9 protein-coding genes are annotated in these 15,439 nt (G+C 55.3%); 4 read left to right on the top strand and 5 right to left on the bottom strand.

Annotation, left to right across the window (positions count from 1 at the left end):
• The coding region (locus ABD971_RS16635; protein WP_345323866.1) for a transposase at positions 1-275 on the top strand (275 nt) is incomplete at its 5' end.
• Positions 276-1,970: 1,695 nt separating this feature from the next.
• Here the strand turns inward: ABD971_RS16635 and ABD971_RS16630 are convergent.
• The 4 genes from ABD971_RS16630 to nadB form a co-directional block, all read right to left on the bottom strand.
• Positions 1,971-2,285 (bottom strand): hypothetical protein, encoded by a 315-nt coding sequence (locus ABD971_RS16630; RefSeq protein WP_339946965.1) that lies wholly within the window; start codon positions 2,283-2,285, stop codon positions 1,971-1,973.
• 1,431 nt (positions 2,286-3,716) lie between these two features.
• On the bottom strand, positions 3,717-4,730 hold the full coding sequence (locus ABD971_RS16625; RefSeq protein ID WP_339945983.1) for an AAA family ATPase: 1,014 nt from the start codon (positions 4,728-4,730) through the stop codon (positions 3,717-3,719).
• Positions 4,727-5,743 (bottom strand): lipase family protein, encoded by a 1,017-nt coding sequence (locus ABD971_RS16620; protein ID WP_339945981.1) that lies wholly within the window; start codon positions 5,741-5,743, stop codon positions 4,727-4,729. Before ABD971_RS16620 ends, ABD971_RS16625 begins: the two co-directional genes overlap by 4 nt.
• A 31-nt stretch (positions 5,744-5,774) precedes the next feature.
• Positions 5,775-7,433, bottom strand: a complete 1,659-nt coding sequence (nadB, locus tag ABD971_RS16615) for an L-aspartate oxidase (RefSeq protein WP_339945980.1) — start codon at positions 7,431-7,433, stop codon at positions 5,775-5,777.
• Between the two features lie 484 nt (positions 7,434-7,917).
• Between nadB and pssA the strand changes: the two genes are divergently transcribed.
• From pssA to ABD971_RS16600, 3 genes are all read left to right on the top strand, one after another.
• Positions 7,918-8,949, top strand: a complete 1,032-nt coding sequence (gene pssA, locus ABD971_RS16610) for a CDP-diacylglycerol--serine O-phosphatidyltransferase (RefSeq protein ID WP_345323862.1) — start codon at positions 7,918-7,920, stop codon at positions 8,947-8,949.
• 526 nt (positions 8,950-9,475) lie between these two features.
• A complete protein-coding gene (locus ABD971_RS16605) occupies positions 9,476-10,144 on the top strand; it encodes a class I SAM-dependent methyltransferase (protein WP_339945977.1) in 669 nt (222 codons plus the stop codon).
• Positions 10,145-10,255: 111 nt separating this feature from the next.
• On the top strand, positions 10,256-12,415 hold the full coding sequence (locus ABD971_RS16600) for a mechanosensitive ion channel domain-containing protein (RefSeq protein ID WP_345323858.1): 2,160 nt from the start codon (positions 10,256-10,258) through the stop codon (positions 12,413-12,415).
• 417 nt (positions 12,416-12,832) lie between these two features.
• Here the strand turns inward: ABD971_RS16600 and ABD971_RS16595 are convergent, their stop codons facing one another.
• Positions 12,833-15,349 carry a PVC-type heme-binding CxxCH protein gene (locus ABD971_RS16595; protein ID WP_345323856.1) on the bottom strand — a complete coding sequence of 839 codons (2,517 nt, stop codon included), beginning with the start codon at positions 15,347-15,349 and terminating at the stop codon, positions 12,833-12,835.
• Between the last annotated feature and the right edge of the window lie 90 nt (positions 15,350-15,439).

The raw sequence follows: 15,439 nt of genomic DNA, 5'->3' as shown, positions 1-15,439 counted from the left end.
TCTTGCAGCACGTGCTGCCGCGCGGCTTTCAGAAAGTTCGCTACTACGGCTGGATGAGTCCCAATCATCGGATCCGTATCGAGGAAGTCCGTTGGATGGTCTGGTTGTTCTTGGGCTGGACGTTCACGCTGGCAATGTTAGCTCGTAAGGAAAGTCACTCTCCTCCAGCGAGCCGCTGCACGGACTGCGGTGGTCCGTTGTCGGTCATCAAGATCACTGATCGAAACCACCGAGTGATCTATAGTCGCGGGCCACCGCTGGAAAAGGCGAGCTAAACGATGCGGCTTACGATCGTTCAAACCGTCAAAAACGAAGCGTCACCAGGAGTGCGGTCGCAGACGGTCTGCGCAGATCGCGAAAAACGAGGCCCGCAGCCGCACTGGCAGACAATCAGGAAACGCACAAAGCGGCCCAGTTGCTGGCTGCAACTCGGCACCCCGGGCCATCTCCGCCACCATCATCAGTCCTGCGGTCACGCGACAAGAAAGCAAAACCCTTCTTGAATTCTCCAGGCGATCGCTGAATCTTTAAAGCGTTCCACCGGCCTTCTTGAACCAAGGCCTTGAACATCGGCTCCGCTCGTGCCTCGCTCCGCGATGTCAAAGCCTTAATTGTTATCCGCCCGCTTCAGCCCGTAGCTCGCCGCCAGATTCTCGCAGACAATCTACGAAAAGCGACCGAAACGTGTCGAAATTATCGAGTGCTGCAAACGTTATGGCTATTCTTGTTGGGCCTAGATAGATGGAATCACAGCATTCAAGTTCGAGCAAGCCGTTCGATAGCCGGTAGCGAATGCGGTCATCAATGGTGCATGATGCGCTATGATCGTTGAACGATAGTCGTGTAGCCGAAACCGTTCCGTCCGATTTGCCGCGTGACTGGCCGGTGGCGCGTTTTTCCCTCCTGCTAGTCGCTTCGTGAAATGACAGAGCAAAAGAAGGGGGATTCCGAAAGACGACATCAATGAATTCGCGATCAGCAATCTCTGCCGAGACGATTGGTGCAAATACTTCAATTTCGGTTGGAGGAGGGCCAGGACGTGGGTACGGTTCGCCACGTTTGAAGCGGTATTGGCATTCTGGGCAAGTACACATTTCGCCCGGATCTTCAAAGCGATGCTTGCAGCGTGGACACCGTCGCGGATTAGGCCAGTTGTTCATGGGTGCATTTCAGTCGGATAACGGTTGAGGTCACCTGGCACGAACGGAAAATTAACCATTAGGAAATAGTTTTTTGAGTGCTCGGGTGCACCGGCATGGTTCGCCAAACACGTAGCACCATGATTCACTGCCGAGTACTCTCGACAAGAGGATTGTATCGCCGCCAGAATCGCAAATCAAATCGATCGTGAGTGGAAATAGGCAGCCCGACATTAGATGCAAAGCCCTGCTTTTGAATCGCCGAACGACCCGACATTGCGTGAGAGGCTCTGCGTTGGCGAACGACCGCGGTAACGGGGTTCGCGGGTTTGATGTTTTATTAAAGTGGACTGGCTCGCGAACTCCCGTTCACCGCATGGTTCTGACCGCGAGCGGTACTTACCAAGTTTGCAGCGAAACGAGCCCAACGATGCATCAGTTTAGCATGAGTCGATCCAGCCATGCAAGCAAACGGCGACGCTACCATCGTTCGGGCATGGGAAGAAAGATGAATGCGATCGAAGCAATTGATCGTGGTTGGAAAAGCAAGTGCAGCCGCAGGTCGTGTCCGCCTGTGATGGTCAACCAAAACAATACGGTCCGCTCCGTCGGGTGCACTGGCAGCATTCTCGTCCGACACGACACACGCATCGTCATGCCCGCATTCCGTCGCATTGGAGGTCGAATCAAAAACGACTCAAGCGTGTCAGAACGGTACGCGTAACCGGGTACGCGCGATTGATTTTCAACTTCAATAACGTCTACTCGCGTACTCCGGTTCACGCGATGGTTCCCCGCCATTCGGGACTGAGCTTAGCGCGGCCGAAAGACTCAGGTACACGTCAAACAATCTTCGTCGTTTAGTGTAACGTGAAATTCTGGACCGGGCGAATCGGGGGTCCAGCCCAGTCCGCACGCGTCATCCATCACACGACGAACCAGCGAAGGTTTGACGGAGTGCCGGGGGCCGGGGCCATGAATCCACAGGTCGTTTAGGGCCAGTCGAACGACCAGGCGTTGTCCATGATCCGACTGCACGACCAGCAAACCCTCGCCCGGTGACGATAGCGATCGAACGGATACAGACCAACGCAGGTCTATCCCGTCATAGTGGATTGGGTTGCTACGTCGTTTCTGAAGCGACATGGATAGTAGATCACAACGGGGAGTTCAGTCGGGGAACTATCTTTTTAACCCCGGGTCAGTCGGGTGATATAGTCGAATTCGACCTTATATCACTCGGTGAGTCCAGTGGTTTGGGTTATATCACTCGGCAGATTCGTGAGTCGAGTGATATAGGGTTTTATCACTCGAGAGCATCCGGGAGACGACGATCATCTCGGTGTTGTCATTTGAGGCAAACTCGCTGCCCCTAGCGGACTTTCGGAAAACGATCGAACCTGGTTCCCGCGGTGACTTTGCCACTACGCACTCGCCCAGTCGGCGGTGGAGTGTTGCCGCGTGATCCGGGATGACGGCATCTGTGGTGATTTATACGTGGATCAGCTGATTGCCGATCTGTGGTGGGAGGCGGCCACGAAGGTAGGCTCGGGGAAGGACTGAGAAAATTAGATTGACAATTGGAAATCGAAGAGACAGCGAAGGCTGTTTCCGCTTGCACCTTCGGTTACTTGGGTGGCACTCCGCTGGGCTGCACCGCAATGGCGAAAACGGATTATTGGCGATCCGAATCGCCGTTGCAAGCAAATTGTTTGAAAAAGTGTTTGCTGCTGCGAAAGAAAGGAACGCGAGGTGATTGGAAGCGAGAGAAAGTATTGAACAGGAGGCAAGAGAGGAAACGGAGACAAGGCGTTTCCTGTCGCCCCTTCGGGGCTTTTATTCTTGCGTTGTTTTGCAACCCACGGCTCACGCCGTGGGCCACAACATGCCGTCCCTTTCGGGACTTGGGGATGATGGTTGTCGCCCTTGCTGCGCACTGCGATTGCTGACGATTGCAGCGACGTTGGGGAGGGTGTGAGAATTGAAAAAGTTAAATTGACAATTGTAAATTTTAAAATGGATGAAGATGACGACTTGACGCGAGTGGGGGAAAAACATTGAACAGGAGGAAAGGGAGATAACAGAGATAAGGTGACTTGTAACTCTGTTTCCTCTGTTTGCTCCTGTTCAAATTGTCAGCGCAATCAATCCTTGCGTCTGCGACGGGGGCAGCTGCCGTGATGCGGAGTTGTGATTGAATGTCTTTGGCGGAGAGTGATTGACGGTCGTTTTAGGGCGGGATCTTTAGCAAGATCCACTACGGGAGGGTGGGAGCTAGTGGGACGGACGCGGAATTGATGGGCGGTGCGAGTGAGCTGGAGGCAGGCCCTCACCCGGACGAGGCCTGAAGGGCCCGTCCGACCTCTCCCGTGCTGCGCTCGGGAGAGGTGGCTGGTGGAGAGGGAGCCGGCGGTGTTCGCTTCGCTCGACCGCCGGCTAATCTCTGTAACGCCTCCGACGTAGATGCATGTCGGGAGGGATGCTTGGGATCTTTAGCAAGATCCACTACCGGGTGTGCACGGGATCTTTAGCAAGATCCACTACGGGGAATTGTCGCTACTGTTGGTCACTTTGCGATTACAGGTCGTCATCGTCGTCGTCTTCGCGGTCGGGGTGCAACGGGTCATCGGGGTCGAAGAATAGATCGGCGAGTCCGAGCGGTACGGCATCGCCGCCGAGCGTGCGTTTGCGACGCTGCGCCAGACTTTCAAGATCCACCGCTTCTTCGCCGAGACATTTCTCCAGCGCTTCCTGCCACGCCTCGTCGGCGCTGATCGGATGGTTCTTGTCTTGCATCATCCGCTTGATCGCAAACCGCAGTAGATTGATACCGTCGCGTGGCGAAAAATCGAGTTTCAATTCGTGTGAGTGCTGCAGGAACTCGACCGTCATCGCCAACATCTCGGGCTGAGCGAACGGCAGATGGTACTGCAGGATCGACATTTCATCTTGCTTGCTCGGGAACCCGACGCTGAGCGTTGGCTGCAAACGGCTCATGATGTAGTCAGGAATCTCAAACGTCGACTCGTCCTGGTTCATCGTCACAGTCGCGCGAAATTCCTTTTCAGCGTGAATCGTGATCCCTGCGACAATCGATTCGACGTAGCGACGGCCGTCGAGTAGCGGCGCGAGCGATGCCCACGATTTTTCGTTCATCCGGTTGCCTTCGTCCAAGATGCAAATACCGCCGGTAATCATCGCGGTGACAAGAGGCGAGGCGTGATAGGCGATCTCGCCACCTTGACTTAGCACCGGAGTGATCAGCAGGTCTTCGGGCCGCGTGTCGGCGGTGCATTGGTAAATGTACAGCGGACGCCCTTGCGCCTTGGCTGCCGCGATCGCCAATTGCGTCTTGCCCACCCCGGGCGAACCGATCAATCGAGGCGTGAGCGGAAGATCCGAATCGTCGACCGAAATCCAGCAGGCCAATAACTGCATCAACACTTCTTGCTGTCCGATCCATTGTCCGGCAGCTTCATAGGGATGCGACAGTTTCAAGCGAACGCCATCGATCTCGACATGCCCAGGCGTGACGTGTTGTGCCGCGCCAACTTCAGGTCGGTGTTTTTGACTTGGTTGCGAACCGCTCATCCTTGAATTCTCATTTCGTTCGAGTCTAAGCCATCGGCTGATGACTTGTCTTGTTTGGCGGGGGTCGTCGTGCGAGGTTTCAAATGTGGCAAATCAACTCTCTCCTCTTCAGTGTACTCGCGTTCGTCACCGGCATACTCGCTTCCCGATTTAGCAATGCCGCCGCCGCCCAACTCGACTTGCTCGGCCCGAACGGCATCAAAAATAGCGGCGATATAGTTGTGAATCGAGTGATCGGCAAAGTGGTCAATTTTCCAGCGTCGCAACCCGTGGATAAATCCCCACCAGCGATCACGTCGTTTCATCAGCAGGTTCAGTCGCCCGAGCCGGCCGTTGCGATCAATGTAAACCTCACTACCGCAGTGGCGATAGCCGAGCAGCAGCGGCGGGACGCGTGTGACGATGTCGTTGTTGTTGACAAAACGAAAATGATCCAGCGCGACGTAGTTAACGTAACGGTTATCGCCGACCCGCGGGCTGCCGTACGTATAAAGTTGTTCGGGATTGGATTGAATATGCGATAAAAAGCAGCGGCCCGAGCAAATGGTCGCCATGGCCCCACCGAGCGAGTGACCACAAAACCATAATGGTTGCTCGTTACTCATCAGCGCCGTTTCGATCATCGGCCACAGATCGTCGACTTCGCGTTTAAAACCGCGATGCACTTTGCCAATCGTCTCGGCGACCACCGACGCTGCGTTGGCATCGGCTTGGATATCGTTCCACTCGTTCGGCTCGGTGCCCCGGCAGGCGATGACACAGTCAAAATCGTTGCGAAAGCGATAGGCTTGCGAACCGTCTCGGTCGTAGAAGGTGACATCGTCAAATCCGGCGATTTTTGCGGCACGCCGCGCCTCGTCTTCGTCGTTATACGCGATCATTGACAATTCGGCGAACAACAACGCTCGCTGCAGAAACGTCAAATCGCGAATCGGACCGCGGACCTTCGAATGGACGACAAAGGCCACTTCGCCGGGGTCGCTGATCAGATTGTTTACGGTTTCTTCGATCATGAATGCCGCTCCCTTTGCTCTGAGCCGATTGCTAATTCGATCGTGTGATCTCGTTCGGCTCAAGCGGTTCCCCAATTTTCGGGTGTCCACCGTCGACGTCAATTTGTTGCGTCAGATGTCGACGCCAATTTTCATCATCCACTTGCGGGAAATCTGAACGAAAATGGACGCCACGTGATTCGTTTCTCGCCAATGCCGAACGGACGACACATGAAGCGACCAACAACATGTTCTGCAATTCCCAGCCTTCGACCGTATCAAATTGTCGCGACATGACGTAAGCCGCAAACGAGCGGATCGAATCTTCGGCTTCGCGCAGCCCTTCGGCATCACGTTCGACACCGGCCCATCGTCCCATCAAACTTTTTAGCGACACTCGCACGTCAGCGACATCGAACGATTCACGTTGCAGATGGATAGGGTGCTGGATCGGTAACGCTTCGAGTTTGTTGACACTTTCCGCTGCGGCGCGCGAGGCGGCTTCGCCGGCATGGGCGCCGTAGACCAGACCTTCGAGCAAACTGTTGCTGGCCAAACGGTTCGCCCCATGCAGCCCGCTGCTAGTCGCTTCACCGGCGGCCCACAACCCCGGCAAACTCGTACGGCCTTGGCGGTCCACCGTCACTCCGCCGATCATGTAGTGAGCTCCTGGACGAACAGGAATCCGATCACTGGTAATGTCCAATCCGAACTTGGCACACGCCTCGGCGATCCCAGGGAAACGTTTACGCACTTTTGCCGCATCGAGATGCGAAAGGTCCAAGTAGACACAGGGATGTTTGGTGACGTTCATTTGCCGGATGATCGATTGGCTGACGATATCACGCGGTGCCAATTCGGCGCGTGGATCGTACTCGGGCATGAACCGGTGTCCGGCGGCATCGACCAAATGAGCTCCCTCCCCCCGAATCGCTTCCGTGATCAACGAACGCGAAGAACCCGCGATGTACAGCACCGTGGGGTGAAATTGGATGAATTCCATATCACGCAATTGCACGCCGGCGCGATAGGCAATGGCCAACCCGTCACCGGTCGCGACCGGCGGATTGGTGGATTCACGATAAACTTGCCCGGTCCCTCCGGTACAAAGAATCGTTTCTTTGGCCCACACCATCAACGGCCTGTTGTCAGGGCCGACAAGGATCGCGCCACGGCAGCGGCCTTCGTACGTCAACAAGTCGACCGTAAAGGCGTTATCCCAAATCTCGACGTTTGGCAGACTGCGAGTGCGATCGATCACCGCACGCATGATCTCGGCTCCGGTCGAATCGCCTTGCGCGTGCACGATCCGTTCGCGACTGTGGCCCCCTTCGCGACCGAGCGATAGAATGCCATCGGCTTCGTCAAAGCGAGTCCCCCAGCGGATCAATTCTTCGATCCTCCGCGGCCCCTCGCGAATCACCATGTCGACGGTGCTGCTGTCGCAAAGATTTCCCCCTGCATCCATCGTATCGATGACGTGGTCTTCGAAACGATCGTCGGGATCGACGACACCCGCGATGCCGCCCTGCGCATAATTGCTATTCGATTCACGCAGTTTGTCTTTGGTGACCACCAGTACCGAACGATTGGATTCGACCGCGTTGGCGGCACGCAAACCGGCTAGACCACCCCCGATGATCAAGACATCGGTGAACCGATGAAGCGATCGTCGTGTATCAAAGGGCATCAAATAACGGGGGGTCATCATTAACGTCGTCTCTCTCCGGTGGCTTCGCATATCGACATACCGCTGTTATAGCGGATACGCTGGTGGACCATGAGTACCGGTAGCGGTGCATTCCCGCACGTAGCGAAGCTGTCGTCGGCCCGAAGTCGGTACGACCTGAAAAATCGAACCGCTTTGCCGAAAATGCACGAGCTTTGGTAAACGGATACACGAAAATTCCGAATTCATCCGTTTGCCGGCGCATTTCCAGTAAGAATGAGAGAACGACTTTGCCGTGCCAGCGGTTTAGCCGTCGCGGTGTTGCTGCGTATGATTAAGCTGATCAAACGAGACCTCACGCAAGCCAGGAAACTCACCAAAATCGCCTCCATCCGCAGAATCGTCCTGGCAGGACGTACAAAACCGAAAAACCATCACCGTGCTCCGGCGTCCCGTACCCGGCGTTCCCCGAACCCCACCGCCGGCTTCGCCAGCCCTATCCATGTTGGAATCACAATAAAAATCCATGAGTGAACTCAAACGAAGTTTGTTCGGAAGCCGTTCTCGCGGGCGTTCCAGCGAAGATCCTGTCGATGAAACGATGGATGAAACGAGCGATGAATCGAGCGAAACCGGTGCATTGCTTGACGCCGAGATCTCCGAAACGCAAGACGGGACGGCTGCGTCAGGGCGGCGTGAGAAGATGCGGCTGGGCAAACGATTGTTGTCAAAGAAAAATCGCAAACGGCGAAAACGAAAGTTCAATCTCGCCGTCTTGCCCACCCTTTTGACGCTCGGCAACGCCGTCTGTGGGATGGCCGCGATCTCGGTGGCGATGAGCGATTCGTTGGCACGTGACCCCGAAGAAAAACTGTTCGTTGCCGGAGTGCTGATTTTCGTGGGGATGGTTTTTGATGCGCTGGATGGTTCGGCCGCACGGCTGACCGGTCAAGAAAGCCGTTTTGGTGCCGAATTAGATAGTTTGTGTGACGCGATCACCTTCGGAACCGCCCCGGCCGTGATCGTGTGGCGAATTAGCGACGTCTTTCCGCAAAAACTGAGCTGGGCGATCGGAGTGCTGTTCACCCTTTGCGTACTCATTCGCTTGGCCCGATTTAATGTCGAAACCGATGACGACGATCCGCATGACGGTTTCGAGGGACTGCCCAGCCCGGCTGCCGCTGGGACGATTGCCGCATTTGCCATCGCCATGCCCGACTTGGCGTCAATCGCCACCGACCCGGTCTATCCCGAATTTGTCCATCTGACTGCGCAGTACGCGTTGCTGTCGGCTCACTATGTGATCCCCTTTCTAGCCGTCGTGCTGGCTTATTTGATGACATCACGCTTCCAATATCCACACGTGTTCCAGCAACTGGTCAGCGGTCGTTGGTCCACGCATCAGTTTGGACAAGCGTTGTTTGCGATCGTCGGCGGCTTCATCCTGCACTGGGTCGCGCTGCCGATCGCGTTCTGCTACTACGCTTTCGGGCCTCCCGTTCGATCTCTGTGGGGCGGCAAAACCTTACCTCCCGAACCCGCCGCGGCAGACGAATAGAGGCAATTGCGGAGACGGGGGAAGGGATTTTCGGTAACGGAAGTCGTCGAGAGTTTCGCTCAATCGTCGGATGTCCCCCGAACCTCTTGACGAGTTTCGCGACGAAATGCGACGCAGTCGGAACCGTGGCTAGCGCCAAAACGGCTGACGCAATCAGCCGTCCAACGTGGGGGGGGAGCGAGCGATTCACGCCTGCAAACGTTCGGTTTCAACCGGGCGTCTCTCGCCGTGATCGCAACCAGCACCACCTGCATGAGGGGGTCTTTCGTTGTATTGGTCTTCCTAACCGGCCTCAATTTGTAATAGACGTGTAATAAATGGGTTCAAAATGGGCCGCAGGACTGTTTGTCCCGATGCCCTAAACGCTATCTTAATAACGACTTAACGGTCTCCCGAGCGTTGCAGAGTTCGAGTTGACACTCGCACAAAAACTGCGATGCTTCGTGGCAACGCGGGCGAAACGTAGGGTAAGCCAGCATTGATATCGAATCAGCATGACTGAGTTTTTCACAGGGTTTCAGGACCAATGAGCACTGTTTCGCCACCGAAGAAGACGAAAACCGCCGAACCGCACCGCAGTCGGCTGTACGACAATTTGGTTCCGGTTTACCAAGGATTATGGCCTGCCGTCGCCAAACGAAATATTCGCAGTGCCATCGCCGCGATGAATATCTCGGGCGGCACCGAAGTGCTCGAAGTCGGAGTCGGCACCGGATTGTCGCTCGACAGCTATCCGCATGACATTCGGCTAACCGGAGTCGATCTTTCGGAATCCATGCTCGCGGAAGCCGAGCAATTGATCGAGCAAAAGCAATGGCAACACGTCAACGTATTGTCCATGAATGCCGAGCGATTGACGTTTCCCGACAACAGTTTTGATGTAGTCACATCGTTTCATACCATCAGCGTCGTGTCGAACCCGCAATCGATGATGAGCGAGATGGTGCGAGTGTGCCGGCCGGGCGGAAAGATCTTGATGGTCAACCATTTCCGTAGCGAGAACTCTCTGATTGCAAAGGTCGTTGATTCGGCCGGAAACATCACCCGCCGACTCGGGTGGCGAACCGACCTGGATCTTCGTGACGTCGTCGCGGGGCTGCCGCTGCGGTTTGACCGCTGCTACAAACCGACGCCGCTTTCGTTTTTCACCATCATGCAAGCAACGGTGACGAAGACCGACGACGTGAACGTATAACGCAGACACATCTTGACCTAAAGTCGTCCGCATTCTATCTCCATTGATTACGCAACGACGTTGACGCAATTTGTGTTCAACTCGACATTGCGATCAATGGATTGATATCGCATGAGACGTGGATCACGGACGCCCTTTCTTTTCTTGCTGGCATTCCAGGTCGCCACCTCGTTGGCTGCCGAGCCCATCAAATTGGCCAGCGACACTGCGGCAGCAACCCCGAGCGAATCGAGCCCCAATAAAGCGGCGATCGAGCCCGATCCCGATTCCGCCAGGTTGATCGATGTCATTGTTGCTCAGCAGAAAAATGCGTTGACCGCGCTGCAAGACCTGCGAGCGAAGGAAGCCGATCTAAAAAACCAGCTTACTAGATTGGCTAGCGGCACGATTGATGACGGCCCTCCCTATTCGATCCTCGTGCTAGACAAACTGAACGATGCAATCGCAGCAAGCAGACCGCAACGAGAATCACTTGATGAGTCGCAGCTAGCCGCCCGCGATGCGGTTGAACGATCACGTTTAGAAGTGGAAGCCAACAAACGGACACTGCGTCAGATCAAAGAGACGCACAATGCTGCGGTTGCCGAATCGATCAAAGCGATCGAGCGAGAAATTCGATTTGCCGAAGAGACCTTGGTCTTGCGGCGATTGGAACTATCAATCGAAGAGAACCATCGCTCGATCCACTCGCTTGAGCTGAAAATCAATGAACGCAAACGCGAAATCGTGTCCAAGCAAGTCACGTTTGCAAAGCTGACGCTTGATGAAAAAACGGCGGAGCTTGACGTCCGCGAGATGGAATTGAATGCGGCCTCCGATTCACTCAAACTTGACCTCCAATATGCCGAGCGTCGCTGGTTAGCGGCACGCCAGGAATTCGACGCCCTGGTCGGCCCCAATCCAAGTGCGACCGAGCGTGTCGAGGCACTGAGCCTTGCCAAGCAAACCATCCAGGTCGAACAAGGTGTAGTCAATCAACGCCTGCAACGACTCCCCATGATGCGTGCATCCTGGGACCGACGCTATCGCGTTGCGACAGGACAATCCACCCGAGAAGAGCGGCGGCAGTGGCTCACCGAAACACTGTCACAGCTGGAACAATTATCGCGTGAGCGACGAACGCGAGAACTGAAGCTTGCTGCGGCGAGATCTTCGTTGGACGCCGTCGCGTCGAAAGCCGACGAGTCGACGTCCCAGGATCCCGAGCGAACACGTTGGCTGGATCGGCAAAACGAGTCGTGGTCAAAACAAATTGAACAATACAACCGTAGTTTGTGGGGAATCGACAGCGCCTCGCGTGCATTGACTCGATTGCAATCCGAAATCGAAGGAGAACCGTCACGCACATTCGCTCAATGGATCGAAGACGCCTGGGGATCACTGCGACGGGTGTGGAATTTTGAATTAACCAGCTTCGACGACACATCACTCACCGTGGGCAAAGTCGCAAGCATCTTGATGTTCGTCTTCTTTGGCTACTTTGCCGCTCGTTGGCTTAGCCGATTGATGGGACAACGGTTGCCCACGTTCGGAGTCGAGCAAGCGGCCGCCGGAGCGATTGAATCACTGTCGTTCTATGTGATGTTGATCACCTTTGCACTGGCGGCACTCCGCTACGCAAATGTTCCACTCACCATGTTCACGTTTCTTGGAGGTGCGATCGCGATCGGTGTTGGTTTCGGAAGTCAAAACATCCTTAACAATTTCATCAGTGGGCTAATCCTGCTTGCCGAACGTCCGATTAAATCAGGTGACTTGATCTTGATCGATTCGACTTACGGCAATGTGACACGGATTGGAGCACGAAGCACGCTGATTCGCACCGGCGACAACCTTGACATCATCGTCCCCAATAGCAAGTTCCTAGAAAACAACGTGATCAACCTGACGCGAACCGATGATCGCTTGCGATCGTCGATCAAAGTGGGCATCGCCTACGGTTCGCCACTCGAGAAGGTCATGCAATTGCTTGAACAAGCGGCTACCGAAAATCCCGGTGTTCATCCGCAACCCAAACCAAGCGTCTCGTTTAACGATTTCGGCGACAGCTCACTGGCATTTCAAGTCTTCTTTTGGGTCACCGCTCGCAACATGGCGCAGATGAGGACAATCGAAACGCAAGTGCGATTGGCAATCGACCGTTTGTTTCGAGAACACGGGATCGTGATTGCCTATCCGCAGCAAGACTTGCACCTCAAGTCGCAAACGCCAATCGAATTCCGACTCGCTCGCGAACAGAGCGAATGCACGGAGTTCAAGGCCGCAAGCTGACACGCAGCGAAGCTGGCCGGGAATATAAAGAACGTCACAGCATCCACTTTCGTAGCGGAACTCGTCAAGAGTTTCGGGGCGCACTCGCCGTGGAACGAAAGTCTTGACGACTTGTTGATTTAATCCAAATGGAAATCGCAAGGATGAGCCGTGGGCCGTAAGGCACCGGGTATCGTGTGGGACCCGGCCGCTGACGCGTCGCGGCTCAATAAATCAACAAGCCGTTGACGACTTCCGCTACGCTAAGAAATGCACAAACTTATATAAAAATACTTCACCGCGCTGGCTAAAACGGCTAACGCGATCAGCAGTCTCCTCCGTTTAGCACAGACAACAGCAACCCATAGCACCTCACTCGAGCGGAGCCCGAGGCGAGGGTGACCGCGCATCGGAACATCGAGTACGCCTCGGCCCCGTTTACGAAGCTTGCATCAGATAGGCGATCAAGTCGGCAACCGCTTGCTTGTCCATCGCGTCTTCGAATCCTTCGGGCATGATCGACAAACCGGTGTTCTTTAGTTCGTCGACATCGATCCGCAGTACCGTGGCGGTCACATTGTCGCCGCGTCGCAACGTCAAACTTGTTGCTCCTTCGTCGATAATCATCCCCGAAACGATTTCACCATCCAATGTCGAAACCACATAGTTGATGTACTGCGGATTCACCTCTCGATTCGGATCGAGCACTGCGGTCAACACCGTCTCTTCACCACGCGCCTTGATGGTTGCTAAGTTCGGGCCAATTTCGTGCCCCACATTTTCCACTCGGTGACACGTGCTGCAGTGCTTTTTAAAGTGTTCACGTCCACGATCGATGTCACTTTGCATCGAGAGTGCGTCGCGATACTTTGCTACAACCTCTTGCCGCCGCGCGATCGCCTCGGGGGATCGCACCGCCGAGATCGTCGTGACACGTTGTCGCGAACGATCGTCGCCTTTCGAGAGGGCGTTACGGGCTCGCGCCGCAATCTGATCACCTAACTGCTTCTTAAACGCATCTGCCACCTTGCCGCTGAACGAATCCTTTTCCCTCAGTCGAACCAGCAGTTTTTCGGCATCGTCGCCGATCGAAGTTTGGACTGCGGCACGTATCCAGCGGTCATCGGGATCACGACTCAGGATACGAGCCAAGCTGTTGACACGGACGTCCCCTGCGGTGTTTGCCAGAGCAAATGCCAACTGATAGCGAACTTCCATCGATTCATCGTCGGTCATTTGAACGAGTCGTTGCTGGACCGGTGGAGTGAGTTCGATGCAATCGCACAAACGCAACGCGTGCCGACGCACTTGCGGATGCTTGTCATGAAGGCCGCTGATGAGTGTCGCCTGATCCAACGCTGCGAGTCCATCGAGAGCGTACATTGCATGCATCCGCCCTAGCGGTGATGAACTGTCCTTGGCCAACGCCTGCAGCGGAGCCACCGCGGCGGGGTCTTGTCGCTGGTACAGCAACCTTGCCGCGGTCTCACGATGCCAAGCATTCGCATGAGCCAGCGTTTCAACGAGCTCAGTCGTTGATAATTCAGCAAGATTCTGGAATGGACGGTGCGTGTATCCCGCGGGGATAATTCGGTAAATTCGTCCGCGATCGCGCCCCGAGGTCAAATCGAGGTGTTTTTTGATCTGCTCGGGCAACGACAACGGATGCTCGATTACTTCGCGATAAACATCGATCACGTGCAACGTCCCATCGGGAGCGTTGGCAAATTGGGCCGGGCGAAACCAGATGTCACTCGAGGTCACGAATTCGCTTTGCTGATCAATTCGGTTTGCGATGTACTCTAACCCATTGCGATCGAGTCGTTTGCGATGAATCAGGTTACTGCCAACGTCACCAATGATCGCGTGCCCCTTCCACTTGGCGGGCCAAGCGTCGCCGCGATAGATTGTCACGCCGGTGGCGCCGGTGAAGTAGCCAGCCGCTCGGCCGCCACCTTCGACGACTCCCTTGACGGCACCAGACACTCGCAATCGCGTTCGCACGATACGCCAAGGCTCCACCGGGCTAGTGCGAAACACTTCCGCTTGCGGTCCATCGGCGGCAATCGAAATTCGCGACGGTGGCGGGACGACAAACGGATTTCGGGCGATGTCGGCGTCTTCGTACATCACTTGTTGAATGTGATCACTGTTGGAGGAAACAAATTTGCGTCCCCAATCGTCAAAGCACATCCCGTGCTGCGCCGCACCGCTGGTCGGTTCGAATTCGTACGTGCGGGGATTAAACGCCAAGTCACGTCCTCGGATGCTGATCCCTGCAACGTCGGGGGCAGCATGGGCGTGGCGAATCTCGCCTCCGACACTGCTGCAGGCGATATGAATCCGATTATCGAGTCCCCAGCGAAAAGAGTTCATCAACCCTTGCACATTCGAGGTACCGAACCCCGTCAACACTCGCTGTTTGACATCAGCTGCACCGTCGCCGTTGGTATCTTTCAAATACAGCAGGTCTGGTGCATCCCCGACAAACAATCCGCCGTCATAGGGAAACAACGCCGTCGGCCAAAACAACCCGTTGGCGAATTCGACCCGCTTGTCGTAGACCCCGTCGCCGTTGGAATCGGTCAGTTTGGCGATCGTCGAAATGCCATCGTCGCGATTTTCGCTGTAGCCTCGCATCTCACAGACATACATTGCGCCATGTTCGTCCCACTCGATTGCCACGGGGCTACCGAGCAGCGGTTCCGCAGCCACCTGCTGCATTTGGAATCCGTCCGCCACCGTGAATGTAGACAACGCAGCATCAGGCTCGGTCGGAGCGATCCGCGGTAATTCGTCGGAATAGTCGGCCGCAATCGCGGAAGCAGCCGCATCAGCCCGAGCAGGCTCCTTGGCAGCGAGATCGCCAGTCACGAATCCGAACATCACCAAAGGGGCCAAATAGAACATCGCCGTCAACCCCAAGCGGTCTGAAAACCGAGGATGAGCAATCATGGTTGATTCTGTCGTAACGAAATTCGGCAAGGATTTCGGCTCCGATCGCGCCGCATCGAAAGTTTCGACGACTTTCGCTACCCGTTTTCG

The sequence above is a fragment of the Novipirellula rosea genome, assembly GCF_039541335.1.
Lineage (GTDB): Bacteria > Planctomycetota > Planctomycetia > Pirellulales > Pirellulaceae > Novipirellula > Novipirellula rosea.
The sequence above is the reverse complement of the archived record's forward strand: the minus strand, read 5'-3'. Positions and strand labels throughout refer to the sequence as shown.

Coding starts and splice junctions, on each gene's coding strand:
- ABD971_RS16605 (WP_339945977.1), top strand. CDS start 9,476: ATGAGCACTGTTTCGCCACCGAAGAAGACGAAAACCGCCGAACCGCAC.
- ABD971_RS16630 (WP_339946965.1), bottom strand. CDS start 2,285: ATGTCGCTTCAGAAACGACGTAGCAACCCAATCCACTATGACGGGATA.
- ABD971_RS16625 (WP_339945983.1), bottom strand. CDS start 4,730: ATGAGCGGTTCGCAACCAAGTCAAAAACACCGACCTGAAGTTGGCGCG.
- ABD971_RS16620 (WP_339945981.1), bottom strand. CDS start 5,743: ATGATCGAAGAAACCGTAAACAATCTGATCAGCGACCCCGGCGAAGTG.
- nadB (WP_339945980.1), bottom strand. CDS start 7,433: ATGATGACCCCCCGTTATTTGATGCCCTTTGATACACGACGATCGCTT.
- ABD971_RS16600 (WP_345323858.1), top strand. CDS start 10,256: ATGAGACGTGGATCACGGACGCCCTTTCTTTTCTTGCTGGCATTCCAG.
- pssA (WP_345323862.1), top strand. CDS start 7,918: ATGAGTGAACTCAAACGAAGTTTGTTCGGAAGCCGTTCTCGCGGGCGT.
- ABD971_RS16595 (WP_345323856.1), bottom strand. CDS start 15,349: ATGATTGCTCATCCTCGGTTTTCAGACCGCTTGGGGTTGACGGCGATG.